Consider the following 21,754-nt stretch of genomic DNA (forward strand, 5'->3'; position numbering starts at 1 on the left):
TTCGTGAACCCGTGTATACATAGAAATAAACACGGGATATCGTGTAAAAACAAGTGTGTTAATCGTTTATTTCTTTAAATGAACGATTTCCTATAAAGAGATAATTATAAATATGGAGGGTGATAACATGAATATCATTGACGAGCTAGCATGGCGTGATGCAATCAATCAACAAACAAACGAAGAAGGACTAAGAGAACTTACAGAAAATACGAGCATTTCGCTATATTGCGGTGTCGATCCAACTGGAGATAGCATGCATATTGGACATTTAATTCCTTTTATGATGATGAAACGATTCCAATTAGCAGGTCATCACCCATACATTTTAATTGGTGGCGGAACTGGAACAATTGGTGATCCAAGTGGACGAACAACTGAACGTGTCTTACAAACGATGGAAGCTGTGCAACATAATGTGGACAGTCTTTCAAATCAAATGAAAAAATTATTTGGTAAAGATGCTGAGGTAACAATGGTGAACAACTACGATTGGTTATCAGAACTATCTTTATTAGATTTTTTAAGAGATTACGGGAAAAACTTTAATGTCAACACGATGTTGGCAAAAGACATTGTCGCTAGTCGTTTAGAAAGTGGCATTTCCTTTACAGAATTCACATACCAAATTCTTCAATCAATTGACTTTTACACATTGCATAAAAAACATAATATTCAATTGCAAATTGGTGGCGCTGATCAATGGGGCAATATCACTGCAGGATTAGATTTGATTCGTAAAAAAGAAGGACCAGAAGCCAAAGTATTCGGGTTAACCATTCCTTTAATGCTAAAAGCAGATGGTACAAAATTTGGGAAAACAGCGGGTGGCGCTATCTGGTTAGATCCTAAGAAAACCTCACCATTTGAATTCTACCAATTCTGGTTAAACCAAGATGATCGTGATGTCATCAAATACTTGAAATTCTTTACTTTCTTAGATAAAGAAGAAATCGATGCGTTAGCTGAAAAAGTTGAAAAAGAACCAGGTAAACGTGAAGCACAAAGACGCTTAGCTGAAGAAGTGACACGATTTGTTCACGATGATGCAGCATTAGAAGAAGCGCAAAAAATTTCAGAAGCTCTTTTCTCAGGCAATATTAAAGACTTAACGATTGAGGAAATCGAGCAAGGGTTAGAACATGTGCCAACTGTTGAAATTACCAAAGATGCTAAAAACATCGTAGATTGGTTAGTTGACACAGAAATCGAACCATCAAAACGTCAAGCTCGCGAAGATGTGAGCGGAGGAGCTATAAGTATTAACGGTGACCGAGTTACCGATTTAGATTTTGCAGTCGATCCAACACAACATTTCGATGGAAAATTCGTTGTTGTACGGAAAGGGAAGAAAAATTACTTTTTAGCAAAAGTAATGGATTAGAAATTGATAATAATTTCACGAAGAGAAGACGTGTGATTATTTGATCAAAGTTAAAATTCTATTTCTCCTTACAGGTAGTGGTGAAACCGTTAATACACCTAATAAGAGTGGGATTGTACACACAATCCCACTCTTATTTTTTTATATAATGGTTCTGACAAGACACCTTGTGAAAAAATTATAAAATTAAAGAGCTATGATAACCATTGTTATTTTTCTTCTTTACACTTTAGCCGTTTGGGTGTAAGTTGTGAATGCAAAATCTAATTCATTAAAATTTGTAAGGAGGAATTTTCGTATGAAAAACGAAAAATTAGCAAAAGGCGAAATGAACCTTAATGCACTATTCATTGGGGACAAAGCCGAAAACGGACAATTATATAAAGACTTGTTGATCGACTTAGTAGATGAACATTTAGGATGGCGTCAAAACTACATGCCACAAGACATGCCAGTTATCTCTTCTCAAGAACGCACATCTGAAAGCTACGAAAAAACTGTCAACCATATGAAAGATGTATTGAATGAAATCTCTTCTCGCATGCGTACACATTCAGTTCCATGGCATACAGCAGGTAGATATTGGGGACATATGAACTCAGAAACATTAATGCCTTCTCTATTAGCTTACAACTTTGCAATGCTATGGAACGGGAACAACGTTGCCTATGAATCTTCTCCAGCAACTTCTCAAATGGAAGAAGAAGTAGGACATGAATTTGCTCACTTAATGAGCTACAAAAATGGTTGGGGACACATCGTTGCTGATGGTTCTTTAGCTAACTTAGAAGGCTTATGGTATGCCCGTAACATTAAATCATTACCATTTGCTATGAAAGAAGTAAAACCAGAATTAGTTGCTGGCAAATCAGATTGGGAACTATTGAACATGCCAACAAAAGAAATTATGGACTTATTAGAATCAGCTGAAGATGAAATTGATGAAATCAAAGCTCATTCAGCTCGTTCAGGTAAACATTTACAAGCAATCGGTAAATGGTTAGTCCCACAAACTAAACACTATTCTTGGTTAAAAGCTGCTGATATTATCGGTATCGGTTTAGATCAAGTTATCCCAGTACCAGTTGACCATAACTACCGTATGGATATCAACGAATTAGAAAAAATCGTTCGTGGCTTAGCAGAAGAACAAATTCCAGTGCTAGGTGTTGTCGGTGTAGTTGGTTCTACTGAAGAAGGTGCCGTTGACTCAATCGATAAAATTATTGCTTTACGCGATGAATTAATGAAAGACGGTATTTACTATTATGTACACGTGGATGCTGCTTATGGTGGTTATGGACGTGCCATCTTCTTAGACGAAGACAACAACTTCATCCCTTACGAAGATTTACAAGATGTTCATGAAGAATACGGTGTCTTCAAAGAGAAAAAAGAACACATTTCAAGAGAAGTGTATGATGCATATAAAGCAATCGAATTAGCAGAATCAGTAACAATTGACCCTCATAAAATGGGTTATATCCCTTATTCAGCTGGTGGTATCGTTATCCAAGATATCCGTATGCGCGACGTTATTTCTTACTTCGCAACTTACGTATTTGAAAAAGGTGCCGATATTCCTGCATTACTAGGTGCTTATATCCTTGAAGGTTCAAAAGCTGGTGCAACAGCTGCTTCTGTATGGGCTGCACATCACGTTTTACCTTTAAACGTTGCAGGTTATGGTAAATTAATTGGTGCTTCAATTGAAGGATCACATCATTTCTATAACTTCTTGAATGATTTAACATTCAAAGTTGGCGACAAAGAAATCGAAGTCCACACATTAACTCATCCAGACTTCAACATGGTTGACTATGTGTTTAAAGAAAAAGGCAACGATGATTTAGTAGCAATGAACAAATTAAACCATGATGTATATGACTATGCATCATACGTTAAAGGAAATATTTACAACAACGAATTCATTACTTCACATACTGACTTTGCTATTCCAGATTATGGCAACAGCCCATTAAAATTTGTAAACAGCTTAGGATTTAGTGACGAAGAATGGAACCGTGCAGGTAAAGTAACTGTGTTACGTGCTGCTGTAATGACTCCATACATGAACGATAAAGAAGAATTTGATGTTTACGCTCCTAAGATTCAAGCTGCTTTACAAGAAAAATTAGAACAAATTTACGACGTAAAATAATTGAATCTTAAACGGAAAAAAGAAATGGTAACCGAACGAGGGAACGTTGGTCTGGTTGATTTATTCAATAGATAAATCAACCAGACGGCTAACCTCTTAACCAATTCTTTGTCTGGGTAAGAGGCAGTCGAATGACTGTTTTACTCAGCGTATAACAGTCATTCATGCTCCTTATCCAAAATCTTATAAGGAGTGTACAAAATTGGATAAACAACAAGTTAAAAAAATTGAATTAGGTACTTTTATCGGTTTAACAATGGCATTGTGTGCAACTGTACGTAGTATCCCAACACTTGCTGCTGTTGGTTGGACATTAATTTCTTACACAATTTTCGCGGTCTTATTCTTTGCTGGTCCAATCGCATTGATATCTGGTGAATTATCTACGATGCTTCCTCAAGAAGGTGGCCCTCAACTTTGGGTTAAAACTGCCTTAGGTAGCAAATGGGGTTTTGTTGTCGCTTGGTTACTATGGGTGCAAATGTTCCCAGGAATGGTAATGGTTGCTTCTACATTAGGCCCTTTGCTAGGTAATACATTTGGTAATGTTCATTTAGGTGAAAATCATTGGTTCGTATTAGGTTGTATCTTAGTGATTTACTGGATTATTACAATCTTGAACTTGAAATTTGACATGGCGAAAGTTGGCGGAAATATTGGTGTTTGGCTAGGTGTTTACATCCCAGTATTAGTTATGTTTGTTTTAGGTCTTCTTTCAATGATTAAAGTAGGCTTAACACCTGGCGGCTATTTAGGTGCCTTCTCTTGGTCAAAAGTTTTACCAAACTTAGAAAATATGGACACATTTAAATATCTAGCAGGGATTGCGTTTATCTTTGTTGGGATTGAAATGTCTTCTGTTTATATTCCTCGTTTGAAAGATGCAACAAAAAATTATACAAAAGGCGTTTTCATTTCATTAATTGGTTTAGTTTTATTAAACGTTATTAATGCAATGTTTGTTGCTAATATTGTTCCAAATGGCAAAATGGAATTGTCTAACATTACACAACCAATTTTGCTTTATTGTGACGTTTTAGGTTTACCAACAATTATTGGTAATATCTTTAGTTTCATGGTCTTCTTAGGTGTGTTATTACAATTATCTGCTTGGGTTACTGGACCATCAAAAACAATTATTCAAGTTGCTCGTGATGGCTTATTGCCACCAAAATTTGGTTTCCATCGCGAAAATAAATATGGCGTTTCTCGTAACGTTGTGTTAACACAATCTGTAGTTATCTCATTATTCGCTTTACTTTATGGGGTAATGGATGATGTCAACGCTGTATTCTTAACTTTAACAAATGCAACAACAATTATTTATAGTATTGTGTATGTATTGATTGCGATTTCCCTAATTAAATTACGTAAATCTCAACCAGATACACTACGTCCTTACCGAATTGGTAAAAAAGGTAATGGCTTAGCTTATTTAGTGGCAGCAATGTTAATTTTTAGTGTTATCATTGTTATTTTCGCCACATTAGGTACAACAACCGTGACTGATGCAGTCTTAGTTGCATTAATCACTATTGTTATGTTTGTGATTCCGTTAATCATTAATCGCTTTAAAAAAGCAAGTTGGGCAACGGAAGTAAAAGAAGATTTAGGTGAATAAAAAGGCTAGCAATTATTTTGCTGAGTGCCTCTTCACCTGATGACTATAGTAAATTGTCGTTTGGAAACTGAAGCAAGTTCGATTATTGCTTCAGTTTTCGCTTTCCATAAAAGGAGGTTTTCATATGAAATCAACGAAACCCACTGTTTCGTTCGCTGAAAGTTTAGGCATTTTGATTGCCTTGTTAGCGATTCTCGGGTACTTAATTATTGGTCAAAAATTAACCCCTCACATACCGATTCTTTTTGTGTTCATGTTGTTGTTGCTTTATGGCAAATGGAAAGGATTTTCTTGGGATGAGATCCACGAAGGCATTGTGGAAGGGATTAAACCAGGGATCATTCCGATTATTATTTTCTTGTTGATAGGTGTCTTAGTTGCTACTTGGATCTTGTCTGGGACGATTCCAACAATTATGGTCTATGGTTTTAAAATTATCTCAGTGAAGTTCTTCTTACCAACCGTTTTTGTGGTCTGTGCACTAGTTGGTGTGACGGTAGGGAGCTCCTTTACGACTGTTTCAACTATGGGGATTGCCTTTCTAGGTATTGGACATATTCTTGGATTCGACAATGCGATGACAGCTGGCGCAGTTGTTTCAGGTGCCTTTTTAGGGAACAACATTTCACCGTTATCTGATACAACAAACTTAGCTGCTGGAATTGGTGGCGTGAACCTTTTTGAACATATACTAAACATGATGTACACTGTTATTCCGGCGTTTATTATTTCGATTGTCGGCTATATCTTCTTGGGACATCAATCTGGTTCGGCGGATTTAAAATCGGTTGATGCAATGGTCCAAACGTTACATCAAGGATTCTGGATTTCACCGATTACATTGTTGCCAGTAGCGGTTTTATTCTTATTCGCTTGGAAAAAGGTACCAGCTATTCCAACGTTATTAGTCGGCTCTACAGTGGCGGTCATCTTAGCTTTTATAAATGATCATCACCTAAGTTTAGCGAAAGTTTCTACCATTTTAATGAGTGGTTATGTGGCAGATACAGGGGACCAAAGTATTGATACACTTTTATCTCGTGGTGGGATTGAAAGCATGTTAGGTTCTGCTGCGTTGATTATTTTGGCATTAGGTTTAGGCGGCTTGTTGATTAAGTTTAACATCGTGGCTACTTTAATTGATAAAATTAAAGGCTATGTGAATAATCCAGCCAAATTAATCGCTTTAACTGCCTTAAGTTCTGTGGGAATTAACTTACTAGTTGGCGAACAATATTTGTCAATTATTTTACCAGGGGAAACATTTAAATCCTCATTTACTCGTTTAGGTATTGATAAAAAATATTTAACTCGTACTTTGGCAGATGCTGGGGCGGCAGTCAACTCGTTAATTCCTTGGGGGGTTAGTGGTACCTTCATTATGGGAACGTTAAAAGTTGGTGCACTAGAATACTTACCATATGCCTTTTTCCCATTGCTTTGTCCCATTATCACCGTCATTTTGGGGATATTCTTAAAAAAACAACAAGGGGAAAACAAAAAAGCACCAGGGACTAACGTTGAATTGTGAGTTTTTTCAGATAATTAAACAATTGGTTACGATTGAACCTCAGTGTATCTACTGATTGGTTCAATCGTTTTTTCGTCACAGATTTTTTACAATTCTTCATATAATCTTTGAAGCTCCTTAAAGGCAATTTAATTATTCTAAGTTATGATACAAAGGACCAATCAAATAGGTGGATGAACGTGGTGTTAAACTCATAGAGACTAACAGTAGTTTATTCTTGCTCAATGTTGAGGTGTAGGTTCGAATCCTACCGTCCACTTTCTGTTATTTAAACCAACTAGAACGAAACACAAACAAGTGACGGATACAAATGATTAAGGTACAATAAGGGTAGGGAAAACAAGGAGGAATTCTTATGAAAAAGATAGGGCTTATTTCTAGTGCTTTTCTTTTAACCCTTGCTTTAGCAGCATGTGGCGGCGGAAAAAGTACAGAAAATACGGATAGTCGTTCCAGTGCTGCGGAAAGTACCACAGTCGAGAGTACAAAAGCATCTGCTACAAAAGAATCAAGTAGCAAAGCAGCAACGAAATCTAGTGATGCGAAACCGTCAGGAACAACGACAGCTGATTCGAAAGCAACAGCTTCTTCTACGAAGGAAGTGGCAAATAATGGCTCAGCAGAAAAACAATCACCAGCGAAAAATGCGAATCCAGATGACCAAGCCAAGCAAGTGCTTAACCAGCTAGCAAACATGTTTCCTGGTCAAGGCTTACCGCAGGCAATTTTAACGAGTCAAACGAATAACTTTTTAACTGCAGCGACAACTTCACAAGCGGATCAAAACAATTTCCGTGTTTTATATTATGCAGAAAAAGAAGCGATTCCAGTGAATGATGCACGTGTCAATCAGTTAACGCCAATTAGTTCTTTTGAGAAAAAAACATATGGCTCTGATGCCGAAGCAAAAAATGCAGTGAACCAAATCATTGACAATGGCGGTCAACCAGTAGATTTAGGTTACAATATTACTGGGTATAAACAAGGGGCGGCAGGTTCTAGTTACTTATCTTGGCAAGAAGGCAATTGGAGTTTAGTCGTACGGGCCTCAAATATCAATGGTGAATCGCCTGATGATTTAGCGAAAAATGTTGTCAACATTTTGGAACAAGAAACGTTGCCAGCACCGAATACCGTTGGTCAAATCACACTGAACGTGGCAGGAACCACTGACTATAATCGAAACTCAGTAGTTTGGCAAGCCGGTACAGTCGTTTACTCTGTCCATCATTTTGACCCAATTCAAGCAGTGAAGATGGCAACATCGATTTAAATAATCAAAAGAAAGCGTGCAACAATGCCCATTGTCGCACGCTTTCTTTTATTATTTTTGTTCTGTATAACCTTGTGACTCCACCAATTCTTGGCTTTTCTTCATGCTAATTCCCTTAGAAGAATCTCCATCAATCTGGATACCATCTACTTTTTTGGCTTTATCATAATCAAGTTTTTCATAATTAATCGTCAATTTTTCGATGGCTTGTTTGTCCTCATAGGTCAGTTTGTAATTAAGCCCTTTGATGTCCTCATATTGTTTAGAAACGGGTTCCAACGCTGTTTTTGCCTCTTCTTTTGTAATCCCCAATTTGTCATAAGAAACAATGTTTTTAGCCGTTTGCGTTAAGACTTTATCTCCTTGGTACGTATAGGTTAAGGTGGAATCAATCCCATCTTGTGGCGAACCTACAAAGGTTTTTGTCTCTATTTTTGAACCGCAACTTGCAAGAAAAAATACCCCAATAAAAATTAAAAATACGCGTAAAAACTTTTTCATTTCTAGATAACCTCCTTTAGCTGTTTATTCTTGAGTGTAACATAACACGGCAAATAATTACTGTTAAGTAGAAAGCTTGTGAGAAGTCCAGCAAATAAAACTAAATAAAAAAACTTGCCTCTTCATTTTTATGAGAAGAGGCAAGTTTTTTTATTTAGTAATATCACTTAAATCTGGTTGTGAGTGAGCCAACCGACTGGCAGCCGCAGCCGCAATTGCGCCCACGATATCATCCAAGAATGTGTGGACATGTTCGCCATCATGCGCATTTAACTCTTTTAAAATGCCTGGTTTTACCTTGTCGATATACCCATAGTTCGTAAAACCGATAGATCCATAAACATTTACAATGGAGAGCGCCATAATTTCATCAATGCCATAAAGCCCTTCATCTTCCGTTAAAATTTCTTGTAACGGTGAAAGTAGCTTGTTTTCTTCCGCCAGAATATCCAGTTGGACACCTGTAATAATCGCGTTGTGTACTTCACGCTTTGTTAACACGGCATCAACACTTTCTAAACAAGTATCTAATGTTAAATTGTCAATATAATTTTTTTGTAAAAATAACACAAGTTCAGCTAAATCATTCATTGTTACGCCACGTTCTTGCAATAAACGACGTGCGCTATTTTCTAACGTATCTCCTTGGATTACCATTTTTTGTCCTCCTAATTTCTGCTTTAGTTGAAGTTCTTCTTTCATGGTACCAAAAAGAACGATAAAGGGGAATTAGAATCTATTTTGGTAGAGAATAATTTAGTTGAAGTGTTATTTTTAGTTAAAAATTACTAAGCGTTCGGTTGTAACGATGCCATCACTTGTTTTAATTGTGTCACTGATTTTTGGAAGAGTTCTTTTTCAGCGGCATTCAGATTCAATTCAATAATGTCAGTCACACCTTGATTGCCAACGACTGCAGGAATCCCTGTAAATACATCTTGTTGCCCATATTGCCCATCTAAGTAAGCTGAGACAGGTAAAATAGCTTGTTCATTATTTAAAATGGCTTTAACAATGCGTGCAGTACTCATACCAATCCCATAATAGGTCGCTTGTTTGCGATCGATAATTTCATAAGCTGTATTTTTCACTTTATCAGAAATGATTGGTAAATCATCACTAGTTAAGCGCTCTGTCGTATCCACAATTTCTAAAATAGGTTTTGTTCCAATCATGGTATGAGACCAGACAGCCACTTCAGAATCCCCGTGTTCGCCAATAATATAGCCGTGAACATTGCGTGGATCAATCGCTAAACGTTGAGACAGTTCTTTGCGGAAACGAGTTGTGTCTAAAGCTGTACCAGTTCCAATTACTCTTGAAACAGGTAAAGCAGAAGCTTGCCAAGCCACATAAGTCAGTACATCGACAGGATTTGAGGCAATCACTAAAATTCCATCAAAACCAGATTTCATGATATTGTTAACAATTGTTTTCATAATTTCTGCATTGATTGAAACCAAATCTAGACGACTTTGCCCAGGTTTTTGATTAGCGCCAGCTGTAATCACGACGATATCGGCATCTTGGCAGTCTTGATAGTCGCCAGCCCAGACGTTTACATTTTCTTGACCCCAAGACACACCATCTAATAAGTCAATTGCTTCGCCTTCAGATTTGGCTTTGTCAATATCAACTAAGATTAATTCATTCGCAATCCCTTGGTTGATCATGGAATAGGCAATACTTGTGCCAACAAAACCAGTACCAATAATTGCGACTTTTTTGTTAAATACTTTCATCGTTCATCTCTTCTTTCTGTAATATTTCTTTCTTAGTGAATTATATCACGAACTTTTTAGGTGTGGTTATACCAATCTGTAATAGTCTTTATTAACAATTTAAATAAGGGAAGCGTGCTTTTTTTGTTATGATAAGAGTAGGAAAATAGAGGAGATAAGGAGGCAAAATGACAACGACAACAGTATATTATGCAAGCAATAATGAAAAACAGCCGAACTGTTTTCAACTAGTTATCGGTAGCTGTAGCTATGAACTTCCAAAAATAGAAATCTACGAAATCCTGGAATGTGTCGCTTCAGCATATGGCTATCAAAAAGAACCATTCATTGAAGAACAAACAGAATGTTTTGTTAAAGGCAACCGTTGTATACATGTTTCCCAACAAGCGACGACGTTGACTTTTGTTGTGAATGATCTGCGTTTAGTAATGGAAAAACAATGCCGGAATCACGAAGAAGTCTTTCAAGAAGTCAATCATATTTTATTGAATATTTTTGAGGAGACCCCTTGTGTTTTTCTCGAAAAGTAGGAAAGAAGGATTAAGATGAAACAGGTGAAAATAACAACTACCTCAGACTTGATTAATGGCGGCTGCAATGCCTGTCCGAATGTGAAGTGTACGAATTATCTTGTTCATGTAGAAGATGAAACAATTGCGTTAGAAACGCTAACGGTTGCAGATTTAGTAACTTTATTAGCACTCAAAGAAGGGTTTCGTCAAAAATTAGTTATGGAAATGTTCGAAGAATATACGGTGTTTGAAAGGGAAACTCATCAAGTTGTATTTAAGGAAGAGGAAACGAGAATTCTTTTTCAATCAAAAAAACAGACCATTCAAAGCACTCTTTTGTCTAAAGAACCACAACAAGTGTTCCAAGAAACCCAGCAAATTTTACACCAACTATTTGAGTTAGAACCTTTTGAATTTGAATTTGTAGAGGAAACTGATGAATAAAAAACAGGAAAACGATTTAGCGAAAGCTAAGTCGTTTTCCTGTTTTTTAGGCTTGTCGTTCACGAATTTTTTCAACGATTCGGTTATAAACTTCAGAGAAGGAAGTATTGGCATGGTGATCGGTCTGGACAATGAAAATTTTTCGAGAAGCAAAGGACTGATCAATTGGTTGCCAAGGGATCTCATCGGAAATAGATAATCGAGAAACAATTGATTGCCCAATGTTATTTTTTAGCAATTGTAACAGGACTTCGTTGTTGTTTAATTCGATAATTGGTAAGTTGATGCTGTGTTCGTTGAGATAAAGCTCATTGAAAAAACGTAAGCCAGAGTTCTTTTCTCTTAAGAGCCAAAATTTTGAAGCGGCATCTCCTGCTAGAACTAGTTGATCTTCATAAACAATTTCTTTGTGTAGATTTTTGGTTTCAATGGGTTTTTCAATTAGTCCAATGTGGGCATGATTATTTTGAACCATATCCACGACTTCGTTTGAATTCATCAGTTGAATCGAAAAGTTGATGAGTGGAAAAGCGGTAACCAAACTCTCCATAATATCTGGCAATAAATAAATAGCAACTGTATTTGAAGAGGCTATAATGCAGTCTTCTTTAAAATTCTCTTTTTCTGCAGCTTGCGCAAAAGAAGTAGTTAAGCTTTCAATAATCGAGAGCATTTTTGGATATAAAAAATCAGCTTCTTTGGTAGGAATAACCGATTGTTTTCCATTACGATAGAACAGCTTGATCGAAAAGTGTTGCTCTAATTTCTTGATTTGCAAAGAAACAGTTGGCTGAGAAATATACAATTGTTTGGCCGCCGCACTAAAATTTTTGGTTTCATACACAGCAATAAATGTTTTGATCCATTCGAACATAAAATCGCCTCTTTCTATTTACTATCTTAATAGTTGGTATTGCAAATATTTATTTTACAAATATAAATATTTCATTTAGTATAATAACATACTTTTGATTAATATCAATAATAATAAATAAAGACGGAGTGTGACTACATAATGGTAGAAAGTGCGAAAAAATTCTTGCGGAAAGTCCCGATTCCCATTTGCGGACTAATTTTAGGGATGGTTTCTTTGGGGAATTTACTTTATTCCTTGGGATATGCAACAATTGGGACCATTTATTGTGTACTTGGCAGTCTCTTAATGATTTTAGTTATTTTAAAAATTATTTTTACAATGAAACATGCATTAAGCACCTTAGATGATCCAATTATTGCTTCGGTATCACCAACATTTACAATGGCTTTAATGGTTATCTGTGTTTTCTTAGATCGGATATTTACCAATGCTGCTTGGATTAATGTGTTGTGGATTGGCGCAGTGATTTTACATTTTATTTTAATGATTTATTTTGTAGCGGTGCATATTTTTCCAACAAAAATCGAACTGGAACATATTTATCCAAGCTGGTTTATTACGTTTGTCGGCATTGGCGTTATTCCTAATACTTCTCAATTGTTTATCAATGAGTTGGGAAAAATTGTTTTTTGGGTAGCGTTGTTCTTTTATTTACTCTTGTTACCAATTTTAATCAAGAGAATTACGAAGTCGAAAGAAATGCCTGAATCGACCATTCCTTTATTGACGATTATGACAGCGCCAGGTTCGTTATGTTTAGCTGGCTATATTTCAATGGGTGGTCATTTGTATATGCCATTAGTTGTTTTCTTGCTAATTTTATCTCAATGTATTTATGGGATTGTAGTTGTGAATCTATATAAAATTATGCAAGTGACATTCTATCCAAGTTATGCTGCCTTTACATTCCCATTAGTGATTTCTGCGACAGCATTAGTCAAAGTTAAACCTTTATTTGCAGAAAAGGTAGGCCTAACGAGTCTGCTAAATATTTTGTCTACTTTTGAACTTTTATTAGCTGTGGCTATTGTAAGTTATGTGTTCATTCGATATTGCATTTTTTTATTCCAAAGAGAAAATAACACGAAAAAAGTGGAATTAAATTAAAAAAGAGAGGAAGCAAAGAGGTGAAGAAACTATTAATTACTGGAGGAGCTGGCTTTATTGGTTCTAATTTGGCTAATTTTTATAGTCAACAGTATCAAGTTTTTGTGATTGATGATTTGTCCATGGGGCGAGTGTCAAATTTGCAACAAACTGAGCAGTTGGTTTTTATTAAAGGAAGTGTGACGGATCAGCAATTATTGGACGAAGTACTTTCAAAGCATTCGTTTGAGTATATCTTTCATCTTGCGGCCGTGGCAAGCGTGGCAAGTTCTGTGGCACAGCCTCTAGAGACCCACGAGGTCAATTTTTTAAGTGTATTGAAAATATTGGAATCAATAAAAAAATATCAAAAAGAGCTCAAACGTTTTGTTTTTGCTTCGTCGGCAGCCGTTTACGGTGCAGAGCCAACGTTGCCTAAAAGAGAAACTTCGGTGATTTGCCCTTTGAGTCCCTATGCTATTGATAAGTTTGCTGCTGAACGTTATGTTCTCAATGAATACCATTTACACGGGGTACCCACGAGCGCAGTTCGCTTCTTTAACGTCTATGGTCCCAATCAAAATCCTTCTTCACCCTATTCTGGTGTCCTGTCCATTTTGATGGATCGTTATATCCAGTTAGAACAAGGGCAAGCGAGCCAATTTCAAATATTTGGAGATGGTCAGCAAACACGTGACTTTATCTACATTGAGGATGTCCTAACTGCATTAGATTTAGTAGCAACCAAAAGTGAAGCGTTGGGACACGTTTATAATGTGGGTACCGAAGTTGCCATTTCCCTTAATCAATTAATTGAAGAAATGAACCAATTAGTGGGACTTTCTTTGCCAGTTTCTTATCAAAAGGAACGAGATGGCGATATAAAATATTCTCTTTCAGATAGTTCTGCTTTGAAAGGCTTAGGTTTTTCACCCGTTTATTCAATTCAAGAAGGACTTCAAAAATATCTTAAGTTTACCCATAATACCCAAAATAGATAAAAAAAGACGAGACTTATTTGTTAAGTCTCGCCTTTTTTTGTGCAAATGTTTCGCCCCAATGGCAAAGTGAAGAGAGGGCATCGTAAAGAGCATATCCTTCCGGAGTGAGCGTATATTCCACACGCGGGGGTAGTTCGTTAAAGGATTCTCGATGGACTAGGCCATCTTTTTCCATTTCTCTCAAGCGATCTGTCAGGACGCGCTGAGTGATTCCGTCGAGCGCACGCATCAATTCACCGTTGCGCTTGGTTCCTTGGAATAATTCATCCATTAATGATAATTTCCATTTGCCGTTAATGGTGGAAAGGGCTAAGTTGATACTGGTTTGTTTATCAGTTGTCATAGTTTCTCCTTGTGACACGTAATGGTTACTTTTTTCTTCCTAGGTGAATAAAAAGTGCGTACTTTTTTTCTCCATCATAGTGAGTAATAATAACTATGTAAAGTAAGGCAAGAGGAAGGAAGAAGAAATATGATGTATCAAGATGTTGTTCGCAGCCGCCGCTCAGTTCGGGATTTTATGCCAGATGTTGAGATTCCTAAAGAGGAATTAATGGCCATAATTGAGGAAGCGATGTTCGCGCCAAATAGTACCAATTTAAATTCATGGCGTTTTTTAATTGTCACAGAAAAAGAACAAAAAGAGGCCCTTTACGAAGTTTCGATGCAACAACCAGCAGTTAAAGGGGCAGCGGCGGTGATTATTTTATTAGGTGATTTGACTGCTTATACAGTGGCCAATGCAGATGAAATCAGTGCTAAAGCTGTCGCACAAGGAACGATGACGGAAGAAATTCGTCAAGGAATTAATGAAAATGTTTCTTGGTACTATGATGTTAGCGAAGAACAAAAAAGAGAGTGGCTAATGTTAGACCAAGGCTTAGTTGCGATGCAGCTGATGCTTTCTGCAAAAGATCGAGGCTATGATACTGTGGCGATGTCTGGTTTTGAAACAGAAGCTGTTCGCAAGTTATTTAATATTGAGGATCATTTAGTGAACGGACTGATTATTCCGATTGGCAAAGCTCAAACACCCGGCTTTGAAACAGTCCGACGAGATGTTTCAGAAGTAGTAACTTGGTTAGATTAAAAAGCTAAACAGTTCTGCAATTGCTGTTTATTAGATTTTGAGCGTGGAACAAACATCCAAAGTGATTGTTGTCCCACGTTCGTTTTTTTGTTGATCATCCGCTTTTGAGAATGGCCAGAGAAGACGTTTAGTGAACCAATTTTGAAAGAAAGTGATACACTAGAAGAAAAAGAAGTGGGGCGACCTTATGCGTTATGTCATAATGCAGTCACGAGATATTCGTGAAAATTTAGCAACGGAAGATTATCTATTAAACACTCTCTCTTTTGAAGAGCCCTTAGTGTTGTTTTATATTCAGGAACCCTGTGTTATTTTAGGCCGAAATCAAAATGCTTATGAAGAAATTGACTTAGCTTATGCTAGAGAGAAGGGAATCGTTATTACTCGCCGTTTATCGGGCGGTGGTGCTGTTTATGATGATCTCGGGAATGTCAGCTTTAGTTTTGTTGTTCAGGAAGGACATCAAGCTTTTGGGGATTTTAAAGCGTTCACTAAACCAATTATTGAAGCATTACATAAAATGGGCGCAACGGGGGCCGAGATTAGCGGTCGCAATGATTTATTAATTGATGGGAAAAAATTTTCTGGCAATGCCATGTATACAAAAAAGGGGAAGATGTATACTCATGGTACCTTGATGTATGATGTTGATTTGGCAGAAGTTCAACGTGTTTTAACTGTTTCTAAGAAAAAAATTGAATCAAAAGGGACAAAATCTGTTCGGGGACGCGTAACCAATTTACGGCCGTACTTAGACGAAAAATATCAACAATTAACCATTGAGGAATTTCGCAATCGTTTACTGATGGAGCTCTTTGATGTCGAATCTCTAACTGAAATTGCGGAGAAAGAATATGTCCTAACCAAAGCAGATCAACAGGAAATTAGGAAATTGGTCGCTGAAGTGTATGGCAATGAAGCTTGGATTTTTGGTGAAGCGCCTAAATTTACGATCAAAAAAGAAGAAAAGTTTAAAGGCGGCATCGTGGATGCACGTTTGACTGTTGAAAAAGGTAAAATAATTGAGTTAACGATTTATGGTGATTATTTTGCCAAAAAAGAAACAACGGAAATCGTTGCAGCTTTATTAGGTGTGGACTATCAGTATTCATCAATTTGGCAAGCATTAGCAGCGTTTAACTTTGAAGACTACTTTGTAAATATCACCAAAGAAGAATTTGTTCATTTATTGGTGGATTAATAAACGTGCTGGGACAAAAGTTAAAGAATCTTTTGTCCCAGCACGTTTATTTAATGATGGTTGGCTCTTGCTAGAAAAATTTCCCATGAACGTCCCAATTGCCAGTATCTTTGGCTTTTTTCAATGTTTGCATTCGACGGAAGCCAACAGGATGATCGGATAAGAAGTTACTCAATTTAAGCCAGATGGTATCATCATGTAAATCAATACTGTGAAAGTATTCTTCTAAATCCACACGACTGCCCATGTATTTTCCTGAAAATAAATAAATCATACTTAAAGCACCTTCTTCGGCGTAGTATAAACCTGCGCGATCAGCGGTATATTCTTGCGTTCTTGTAAAACTTTTATCTAACGCAACTGGTTTCAAAATAATGGATAACATTAGTCGCCATAAATTAGTGTGCCCACATTTATGGTGTCCTAGCTCGTGTGCCAAAATAAAGCGAATCAGCGAAAAATCGCCTGTATTGTACGCGATATCCAACAAATCACTGTGAATGACAACATAGCGTCTGTGTAAAGAGCATTTTGCCGCAAAAGCGTTTAAGACACCATTCCCGTTGATTAAATAAAGACGTGGCATCCTTAATTTTTTAGTGCCAAAGCCCATTTCTTTTGCCAAATCAATATACAAGGAATAAATTTCTGGTAACTGATTTTCTGTAATTTCCACTCCGTTAGAAGCAGTATCCATGTACATATAACGAATGGTAAAAAAAGCAATGACTGGCGCAATTGGTGCAATTAAGACAATTAATAACCAGTCAGGAATCGGCAAATCACTCAATATCAATAAGGCAACTAACCCCAATGCGAAAAACAATAAAACAAAACCAATGATAATCATTGGTACTTCAAAACGATAACGTAACTTAGCAACAGAAATTTCTTTCTTTTTTTCCTGCGGTTGACACATAAACATTCCTCCCCAAACATTTCCCAAACACTTTTTCAAATAAAATGACTTATCTGTTACTTCTAATATACCATTGGTTAATCGATAATGACAATGGTGGGAACTTGAATAAAGGTAATTATATCAAGTGATTAATGAAAGGGACTCGTTGTACGCGGGGAATTGGTCTATCTTGATTAAATAAAATTTTAATAATCTAACTGTTTTAGACGTAATAAAGTAGTTTCTGGAGTTAATTTTTTAATAACATACAAACGCAAAATCGCATGTTCAATTTTTTGTTCTTCTGGCGATAGCGCCGAATTTATATAGGATAACTTCTCGATTAAATAGGTTAAAAATGAGCCAGCACCTTGGCTGCCCACTAAAAAGCCCATTTCTTCCGTTTCGGTTAATTGTTGTTTTTTTAAGTGGTAAATTTCTTGTGCAAGTGCCCCCGAGATAATGATTTCATCTGTTTGCTTGTTCAAATTTGTTAGTAAGTCGCTTTTTGTTGCTACTGTAACAGTTTCCATTGCACTCATCCTTTGCTTTTATATGATACATCTAGTATAACATGGTCTCACTTTTTTTATTTTTCCTCTTGCTCTGGTACGCGTTTCATAAGGTAAGCTAGGTGTATCAAAATATTGGAGGGCATGAAAATGAATGTTATAGTGGAGATAAGCGATAGACTTGGTATGGATTACTATTTTGTCTCGGTGACTACGACGGCCAAAAGTCTGCAGTTAAATAGTCCCAAAAAATACTATAAGATTTGGCATCAAGAAATTCCGTACCATCAGATAACGGAGTGGCACTTGACACAGCAGGAGGATATTCAGGAAATTTCTTTTGCTTGGCAGGAGACCTTTTATCGTTTTGTTGATTACGGGACAGGGATTGTGCCTTATTTAACTCAATTTTGTAAAGTAATGAGGTGAAAGTATGACAACAATTCGAGAAATTGCGCGCCTTTCAGGATCTTCAGTTACGACTGTTTCGCGTGTGATTAATCATCATCCTTATGTTTCTGAAGAAAAACGACTGAAAATCCAAGCAATTATCGATGAGTTGGGCTATAAGCCCAATATATTAGCGAGAAATCTTAGCTTTAGGAAAAGTAATACATTAGGTGTCATGGTTCCTTATACGAATCAACCTTATTTTGATGCTATTTTAAGTGGGATTATCCACCAAGCATTTCAACAAGGGATGATGGTCAGTTTATTACCAACGGATTATGATAAAGAAGTTGAAAAAAGTTACTTGGAAAAAATGGCCACGGGTGCGTTTGATGGCATGATTGTTTTGTCAAAGGCAAATCCTTTAAGTGTGTTTGCTCCATATAAAGAGCAAGTTGTTTTTTGTGAAAAAATAGAAGACCCTAGTTATGCTAGTATCTATATCGATCGTTTAACCGTTTATCGGCGGGTCTTCCAAGCATTGAAACAACAAGGATGTAGTGAAGTGGCAATTACGATTAACCGTGCACCAGAAAAAAGTACAAGCGCACGCTATTTAGTTGACGCATATCAGGAAATTTATGGAGCGATTCCTGAAAATCGGTTATTTAAGGACTGTTTAACCTATGAAGATGGGTGTGAAGTAGGACGTCACTGTGGGCAAGATCCAACGCTCCAAGCGGTTGTGACCAACGGTGATGAAATTGCCGCAGGGATTCAAGCCGTTATTGAAAGACCACTCTTTTTAGTGGGACAGGAACAAACTTTATTAAGTGAAATTTTAAATTTTTCAACAATCTGTCATCCATTAATGGAATTAGGGGAAAAAGCCACACATTTATTTCAAGAAAAACGGCCGAAAACGATTCAATTGACTTCTACATTTATTAATCGACAACCAGATTTTTCTTTTTCTTAGAAAAAAGCTGGTTGTTTTTTCTTTGGTAGAATAAGGTTTTTCACTAAAAAATAAAAAAAACTTACAAAAAGTAAGACAAAAAGCTTTACTTACTTTTAGTAAGGTAGTATAGTAAGCATGTAAACAAAATTAAATGAATTTACTGAGGAAATTCGAAAGGATGAACATATTATGTCAAAATTTACTGAAATGATGAAAAACCGTCGTTCAATCTATGCTTTAGGAGAAAACTTACCAATTTCAAAAGAAGAAGTAACTGCTTTAGTAAAAGAAGTTGTTAGAGAAAGTCCAACAGCTTTTAACTCTCAAACACAACGTGTTGTGTTCTTATTCGGCGATGCTCACAAAAAATTATGGGCAATGACTGAAGACGCCTTAAAACCATTAACTCCAGCAGAAGCATTTCCAAACACACAAGCTAAATTACAAGGTTTTGCAGCTGGTGCGGGCACAATTTTATTCTTTGAAGATACAGATATCGTGAAAAACTTACAAGATAGCTTCCCATTATATGCGGATAACTTCCCTGTTTGGTCTGAACAAGCAACTGGTTTAACACAAGCGAACGTTTGGACTGCCTTAGCGCAAGAAAATATCGGCGCAAACCTACAACACTACAATCCAGTTATTGACGAAGCGGTTGCTGCAGAATGGTCAATTCCTGCAAACTGGAATTTACGTGCACAAATGGTCATTGGTTCCATTGAAGCGCCAGCTGGCGAAAAAGAATACATGGAAGATAGTGCTCGTTTTAAAGAATTCAACTAAATCATTGCTTTAGTAAAACGAAGAGGAAAGGAGTGAAAGCAAATGGTTCAAGCATTACCAAGTAATATTGGGATTCAACAAGTCACTTTGAAAGTGGCTGATTTAGATAAAATGGTAAACTTTTATACGAAAACAATTGGCTTAAAACTTTTAAAACAAGGAGAGGGACGTGCTTGGCTAGCGCCACAAGGCACCAACGATGCAATTCTTGTCTTAAAAGAACTAACAGCTGGGGAAGAAAATCAGGGTACCACTGGCTTGTACCATATTGCTTTCCTGCTACCAACCCGCAAAGATTTAGGCAATATGTTGCTGTGGCTTTTGCAGGAAAATGTGCAAATTGGCGCAGCAGATCATGGCTATAGTGAAGCCCTTTACTTAAGTGATCCAGAAAATAATGGCATCGAAATTTATTGGGATAAACCAGAAGAAGTCTGGGATATTCGTCCAAATGGTGAAATTATCGGTGTGACAGAAGAATTAGACGGTGATAGTTTAGCTGCAGAAGCTGACGGTCACTGGCTAGGAATTTCCGAAGGTTCTAAAATTGGGCACATTCATTTGAAAGTGGCCGATTTAGATGCCACTGAAACGTTCTATAAAAACTTAGGGTTTGGCTTAAAGTCTAACTTTGGTCAACAAGCGAAGTTTTTTGCAGCGGGTCAGTACCATCATCATATTGGGACAAATACATGGAGCGGCAAACAGCTGCCAACGATTCAAGAAAATCAATTTGGCTTAGAAAATTACACCTTCCGTTTACCAACTGCGGCAGATTTAGAGATAGTCCAAGCCAATGCGGAAGAAGCAAAGTTACATTTTATTGCCAAAGATCATTTACTTGCGTTAGAAGATCCTAGCGGCATGATTATTCAATTTACCTATTAAAACCACTCTCAAACTAGCCCTTCGTTAGAAAATGAAGGACTAGTTTTTTTGTCTTTTTTTTGCATTGTTTTGCATTTGTTTGCAAAATGATGCAAAAGGTGCTATCTTTACTTAGAAGAGGTGAGGAAGCATGTTGATTGAAGAACGTTTAGCCAAGATTCAAAAAATAGTGAATGAACAAAAAAGTATTTCCATGGAAGCGTTAGCGGAGCAAGTCTCCGTTTCAAAAGATACTATTCGGCGAGATTTAATTCGTTTAGAAAAGGAAGGACATTTAAAGAGAACGCACGGTGGCGCTATCTCAGTGCAGTCTGAAGCAACTATTTACGATTATGCTCAACGAATAGTGAAGCATCCAGAGAAAAAACAAGCGATTGCCCAAAAAGTTTGGGCAAATATTCCCAAACAAGCGTCCATTTTTTTTGATTCATCAACCACGGTGGAAGCAGCTATTCGAGCGATGGAAAATAGTCCGATTCACGCGATAACGAACTCTCTCAGTCATGCGCTACTTCTAGCGCAAATGGATCAGACAAAAATTACAGTATTACCTGGGCAACTGCATAAACAACAACTCTTTTTGTTTGGGGCAGAAACAGTCGCTAAGGTTGGGGAATTTGCCCCCGACTATACATTATTAGGTGTGTTTGCGTTATCTGAACAAGGATTATTTATTCACACAGAAGAAGAAGGTCAAGTCAAGCGGCGAATGATTCAACAAGGCAAACAAGTCATTGCCTTAGCAGACCAAACGAAATTAAACAAAACGGGTTTATTTAAAATTTGCGAATTAACAGAAATTGATTGTTTAGTGACAGATACACGACCTGATGAAAAATTCTGTGAGCAGTTAGCGCAAGCAGGCGTAACGTTGATTGTCGCAGATGAATAA

The 21,754-nt window shown here is 36.9% G+C and carries 23 protein-coding genes; 16 read left to right on the top strand and 7 right to left on the bottom strand.

The annotated features are described in order from the left end of the window. Window positions 1-127 precede the first annotated feature (127 nt). The 5 genes from tyrS to IGL32_RS01870 all read left to right on the top strand — a co-directional run bounded on the left by tyrS (window position 128) and on the right by IGL32_RS01870 (window position 7,970). Complete coding sequence (gene tyrS, locus IGL32_RS01850; protein WP_002355444.1) at window positions 128-1,384, top strand: tyrosine--tRNA ligase; 1,257 nt, start codon at window positions 128-130, stop codon at window positions 1,382-1,384. A gap of 298 nt (window positions 1,385-1,682) precedes the next feature. Continuing rightward, window positions 1,683-3,545 carry a tyrosine decarboxylase gene (tdc, locus tag IGL32_RS01855; RefSeq protein ID WP_002355450.1) on the top strand — a complete coding sequence of 621 codons (1,863 nt, stop codon included), beginning with the start codon at window positions 1,683-1,685 and terminating at the stop codon, window positions 3,543-3,545. Between the two features lie 202 nt (window positions 3,546-3,747). Further along, a complete protein-coding gene (gene tyrP, locus IGL32_RS01860) occupies window positions 3,748-5,166 on the top strand; it encodes a tyrosine-tyramine antiporter (protein WP_002355453.1) in 1,419 nt (472 codons plus the stop codon). 124 nt (window positions 5,167-5,290) lie between these two features. Then, window positions 5,291-6,697 carry a Na+/H+ antiporter NhaC gene (gene nhaC, locus IGL32_RS01865; RefSeq protein WP_071646554.1) on the top strand — a complete coding sequence of 469 codons (1,407 nt, stop codon included), beginning with the start codon at window positions 5,291-5,293 and terminating at the stop codon, window positions 6,695-6,697. Window positions 6,698-7,052: 355 nt separating this feature from the next. Beyond that, window positions 7,053-7,970, top strand: coding sequence for a hypothetical protein (locus IGL32_RS01870; protein ID WP_002382936.1), 918 nt, complete (start codon window positions 7,053-7,055; stop codon window positions 7,968-7,970). Between the two features lie 51 nt (window positions 7,971-8,021). Here IGL32_RS01870 and IGL32_RS01875 read toward each other — a convergent pair whose 3' ends face one another. From IGL32_RS01875 to IGL32_RS01885, 3 genes are all read right to left on the bottom strand, one after another. Next, on the bottom strand, window positions 8,022-8,471 hold the full coding sequence (locus tag IGL32_RS01875; RefSeq protein WP_002382937.1) for a YehR family lipoprotein: 450 nt from the start codon (window positions 8,469-8,471) through the stop codon (window positions 8,022-8,024). A 150-nt stretch (window positions 8,472-8,621) separates the two neighbouring features. Further along, complete coding sequence (locus IGL32_RS01880; RefSeq protein ID WP_156210155.1) at window positions 8,622-9,128, bottom strand: phosphatidylglycerophosphatase A family protein; 507 nt, start codon at window positions 9,126-9,128, stop codon at window positions 8,622-8,624. Between the two features lie 131 nt (window positions 9,129-9,259). After that, a complete protein-coding gene (locus IGL32_RS01885) occupies window positions 9,260-10,213 on the bottom strand; it encodes an L-lactate dehydrogenase (RefSeq protein ID WP_156210154.1) in 954 nt (317 codons plus the stop codon). A gap of 167 nt (window positions 10,214-10,380) precedes the next feature. Between IGL32_RS01885 and IGL32_RS01890 the strand changes: the two genes are divergently transcribed. Both IGL32_RS01890 and IGL32_RS01895 read left to right on the top strand, forming a co-directional pair. Further along, window positions 10,381-10,743, top strand: a complete 363-nt coding sequence (locus IGL32_RS01890) for a DUF4809 family protein (protein ID WP_002361220.1) — start codon at window positions 10,381-10,383, stop codon at window positions 10,741-10,743. A 15-nt stretch (window positions 10,744-10,758) separates the two neighbouring features. Then, entirely contained in the window at window positions 10,759-11,169 is a 411-nt protein-coding gene (locus IGL32_RS01895) for a DUF4809 family protein (RefSeq protein WP_156210153.1), read from the top strand. A 46-nt stretch (window positions 11,170-11,215) separates the two neighbouring features. Here the strand turns inward: IGL32_RS01895 and IGL32_RS01900 are convergent, their stop codons facing one another. After that, window positions 11,216-12,043, bottom strand: coding sequence for a LysR family transcriptional regulator (locus IGL32_RS01900; protein ID WP_002355461.1), 828 nt, complete (start codon window positions 12,041-12,043; stop codon window positions 11,216-11,218). A gap of 141 nt (window positions 12,044-12,184) precedes the next feature. Between IGL32_RS01900 and IGL32_RS01905 the strand changes: the two genes are divergently transcribed. Beyond that, complete coding sequence (locus IGL32_RS01905) at window positions 12,185-13,153, top strand: TDT family transporter (RefSeq protein ID WP_002355462.1); 969 nt, start codon at window positions 12,185-12,187, stop codon at window positions 13,151-13,153. Between the two features lie 20 nt (window positions 13,154-13,173). After that, entirely contained in the window at window positions 13,174-14,133 is a 960-nt protein-coding gene (locus tag IGL32_RS01910) for a GDP-mannose 4,6-dehydratase (RefSeq protein ID WP_033624811.1), read from the top strand. 13 nt (window positions 14,134-14,146) lie between these two features. Here IGL32_RS01910 and IGL32_RS01915 read toward each other — a convergent pair whose 3' ends face one another. Further along, the gene (locus IGL32_RS01915) at window positions 14,147-14,494 is read right to left on the bottom strand and encodes a winged helix-turn-helix transcriptional regulator (RefSeq protein WP_002355464.1); all 348 of its coding nucleotides are present in this window, start codon (window positions 14,492-14,494) and stop codon (window positions 14,147-14,149) included. Between the two features lie 111 nt (window positions 14,495-14,605). Here IGL32_RS01915 and IGL32_RS01920 point away from each other — a divergent pair, with 111 nt between their 5' ends. Together IGL32_RS01920 and IGL32_RS01925 are read left to right on the top strand one after the other, a co-directional pair. After that, window positions 14,606-15,223 (top strand): nitroreductase family protein, encoded by a 618-nt coding sequence (locus IGL32_RS01920; RefSeq protein WP_002355466.1) that lies wholly within the window; start codon window positions 14,606-14,608, stop codon window positions 15,221-15,223. 187 nt (window positions 15,224-15,410) lie between these two features. Then, window positions 15,411-16,424, top strand: a complete 1,014-nt coding sequence (locus IGL32_RS01925; protein WP_002371455.1) for a lipoate--protein ligase — start codon at window positions 15,411-15,413, stop codon at window positions 16,422-16,424. A gap of 70 nt (window positions 16,425-16,494) precedes the next feature. Here the strand turns inward: IGL32_RS01925 and IGL32_RS01930 are convergent, their stop codons facing one another. Both IGL32_RS01930 and IGL32_RS01935 read right to left on the bottom strand, forming a co-directional pair. Next, the gene (locus tag IGL32_RS01930; RefSeq protein WP_002382951.1) at window positions 16,495-17,349 is read right to left on the bottom strand and encodes a M48 family metallopeptidase; all 855 of its coding nucleotides are present in this window, start codon (window positions 17,347-17,349) and stop codon (window positions 16,495-16,497) included. 182 nt (window positions 17,350-17,531) lie between these two features. Next, the gene (locus IGL32_RS01935) at window positions 17,532-17,867 is read right to left on the bottom strand and encodes a hypothetical protein (RefSeq protein WP_002358645.1); all 336 of its coding nucleotides are present in this window, start codon (window positions 17,865-17,867) and stop codon (window positions 17,532-17,534) included. Between the two features lie 114 nt (window positions 17,868-17,981). Here IGL32_RS01935 and IGL32_RS01940 point away from each other — a divergent pair, with 114 nt between their 5' ends. The 5 genes from IGL32_RS01940 to IGL32_RS01960 all read left to right on the top strand — a co-directional run bounded on the left by IGL32_RS01940 (window position 17,982) and on the right by IGL32_RS01960 (window position 21,754). After that, entirely contained in the window at window positions 17,982-18,266 is a 285-nt protein-coding gene (locus IGL32_RS01940) for a hypothetical protein (RefSeq protein WP_002366136.1), read from the top strand. Between the two features lie 4 nt (window positions 18,267-18,270). Further along, window positions 18,271-19,206: a LacI family DNA-binding transcriptional regulator gene (locus tag IGL32_RS01945; RefSeq protein WP_202569246.1), complete on the top strand. Its 936-nt coding sequence runs from the start codon at window positions 18,271-18,273 to the stop codon at window positions 19,204-19,206. A gap of 171 nt (window positions 19,207-19,377) precedes the next feature. After that, entirely contained in the window at window positions 19,378-19,974 is a 597-nt protein-coding gene (locus IGL32_RS01950; RefSeq protein ID WP_002355475.1) for a nitroreductase family protein, read from the top strand. Between the two features lie 42 nt (window positions 19,975-20,016). Then, the gene (locus IGL32_RS01955; RefSeq protein ID WP_002358647.1) at window positions 20,017-20,862 is read left to right on the top strand and encodes a VOC family protein; all 846 of its coding nucleotides are present in this window, start codon (window positions 20,017-20,019) and stop codon (window positions 20,860-20,862) included. Window positions 20,863-20,992: 130 nt separating this feature from the next. Further along, window positions 20,993-21,754, top strand: a complete 762-nt coding sequence (locus IGL32_RS01960) for a DeoR/GlpR family DNA-binding transcription regulator (RefSeq protein ID WP_002371456.1) — start codon at window positions 20,993-20,995, stop codon at window positions 21,752-21,754.

Origin of the sequence: Enterococcus sp. AZ035, assembly GCF_050548325.1 — a bacterium.
GTDB lineage: Bacteria > Bacillota > Bacilli > Lactobacillales > Enterococcaceae > Enterococcus > Enterococcus faecalis.

Coding starts and splice junctions, on each gene's coding strand:
- IGL32_RS01870 (WP_002382936.1), top strand. CDS start 7,053: ATGAAAAAGATAGGGCTTATTTCTAGTGCTTTTCTTTTAACCCTTGCT.
- tdc (WP_002355450.1), top strand. CDS start 1,683: ATGAAAAACGAAAAATTAGCAAAAGGCGAAATGAACCTTAATGCACTA.
- nhaC (WP_071646554.1), top strand. CDS start 5,291: ATGAAATCAACGAAACCCACTGTTTCGTTCGCTGAAAGTTTAGGCATT.
- IGL32_RS01885 (WP_156210154.1), bottom strand. CDS start 10,213: ATGAAAGTATTTAACAAAAAAGTCGCAATTATTGGTACTGGTTTTGTT.
- IGL32_RS01905 (WP_002355462.1), top strand. CDS start 12,185: ATGGTAGAAAGTGCGAAAAAATTCTTGCGGAAAGTCCCGATTCCCATT.
- IGL32_RS01890 (WP_002361220.1), top strand. CDS start 10,381: ATGACAACGACAACAGTATATTATGCAAGCAATAATGAAAAACAGCCG.
- IGL32_RS01880 (WP_156210155.1), bottom strand. CDS start 9,128: ATGGTAATCCAAGGAGATACGTTAGAAAATAGCGCACGTCGTTTATTG.
- IGL32_RS01960 (WP_002371456.1), top strand. CDS start 20,993: ATGTTGATTGAAGAACGTTTAGCCAAGATTCAAAAAATAGTGAATGAA.
- IGL32_RS01940 (WP_002366136.1), top strand. CDS start 17,982: ATGAAAATGAATGTTATAGTGGAGATAAGCGATAGACTTGGTATGGAT.
- IGL32_RS01900 (WP_002355461.1), bottom strand. CDS start 12,043: ATGTTCGAATGGATCAAAACATTTATTGCTGTGTATGAAACCAAAAAT.
- IGL32_RS01925 (WP_002371455.1), top strand. CDS start 15,411: ATGCGTTATGTCATAATGCAGTCACGAGATATTCGTGAAAATTTAGCA.
- IGL32_RS01930 (WP_002382951.1), bottom strand. CDS start 17,349: ATGTTTATGTGTCAACCGCAGGAAAAAAAGAAAGAAATTTCTGTTGCT.
- IGL32_RS01955 (WP_002358647.1), top strand. CDS start 20,017: ATGGTTCAAGCATTACCAAGTAATATTGGGATTCAACAAGTCACTTTG.
- IGL32_RS01875 (WP_002382937.1), bottom strand. CDS start 8,471: ATGAAAAAGTTTTTACGCGTATTTTTAATTTTTATTGGGGTATTTTTT.
- IGL32_RS01945 (WP_202569246.1), top strand. CDS start 18,271: ATGACAACAATTCGAGAAATTGCGCGCCTTTCAGGATCTTCAGTTACG.
- tyrS (WP_002355444.1), top strand. CDS start 128: ATGAATATCATTGACGAGCTAGCATGGCGTGATGCAATCAATCAACAA.
- IGL32_RS01935 (WP_002358645.1), bottom strand. CDS start 17,867: ATGAGTGCAATGGAAACTGTTACAGTAGCAACAAAAAGCGACTTACTA.
- IGL32_RS01895 (WP_156210153.1), top strand. CDS start 10,759: ATGAAACAGGTGAAAATAACAACTACCTCAGACTTGATTAATGGCGGC.
- IGL32_RS01950 (WP_002355475.1), top strand. CDS start 19,378: ATGTCAAAATTTACTGAAATGATGAAAAACCGTCGTTCAATCTATGCT.
- IGL32_RS01920 (WP_002355466.1), top strand. CDS start 14,606: ATGATGTATCAAGATGTTGTTCGCAGCCGCCGCTCAGTTCGGGATTTT.